Below are 702 nucleotides of genomic sequence, written 5' to 3' on the forward strand. Positions count from 1 at the left end.
GGGGCCGGTCCAGGGGCAGCGGCACGGTGGTCCCGCGCCCGCGCAGCCGTTCGGTCCAGTATGCGCGCAGCCGTCGGCCCTCGGCACCGGTGAGCATCTCGCGCTGCCAGGCGGTGAAGTCGGCGTAGCTGCGGGCGGGGCGGTCCTCGGGGAGGGCACGGCCCGCGAGGAGCGCGTGGTAGCCGCGTTCCAGCTCGCGCAGGAGCACGGCGATGGAGACGCCGTCGAAGACCAGGTGATGGAAGGTCAGCAGCAGCGCGTTGCGGCCGTCACCCAGGGTGTAGAGGGTGGCGCGGACGAGCGGGCCGGCGGTGAGCTCGAAGGGGCGGCGCAGGTCGGCGCGCATCCGGTCGCGCAGCTCGGAGTCGCTCCTGGCAGTCAGGAACACCTGTTGGAAGGGGAGTTCGGGCTCGGACGCGATCCGGGCGTACGGCCCCTCCTCGCCTGCGTGGACGGTGGCCCGCAGCTCGGCGTGCCGGTCGACCAGGTCCTGCAGGACGGCCCGCAGGGCGAGCACGTCGAGGCCGCGGTCGAGCCAGAGGGCGAGGGGCAGGTTGTAGGCGTAGGTACCGGGTGCGATCTGTTCGATCACCCAGAGGGAGCGCTGGCCCGCGGACAGGGGGTGGCGGCTCTCCTCGCCGTCGGTGCGCGGGCGCAGGACGCGGGCCGCGGCCTCGGTGGCCGGGGAGAGAGCAGTGGGGG

1 protein-coding gene is annotated in these 702 nt (G+C 74.5%); it reads right to left on the reverse strand.

Annotated features, from left to right (window positions below; translation table 11 throughout):
• On the reverse strand, positions 1–702 hold a 702-nt coding region (locus tag BFF76_RS30330; RefSeq protein ID WP_244167384.1), incomplete at both ends, for a condensation domain-containing protein.

The sequence above is a fragment of the Streptomyces mutomycini genome (assembly GCF_001700505.1).
GTDB lineage: Bacteria > Actinomycetota > Actinomycetes > Streptomycetales > Streptomycetaceae > Streptomyces > Streptomyces mutomycini.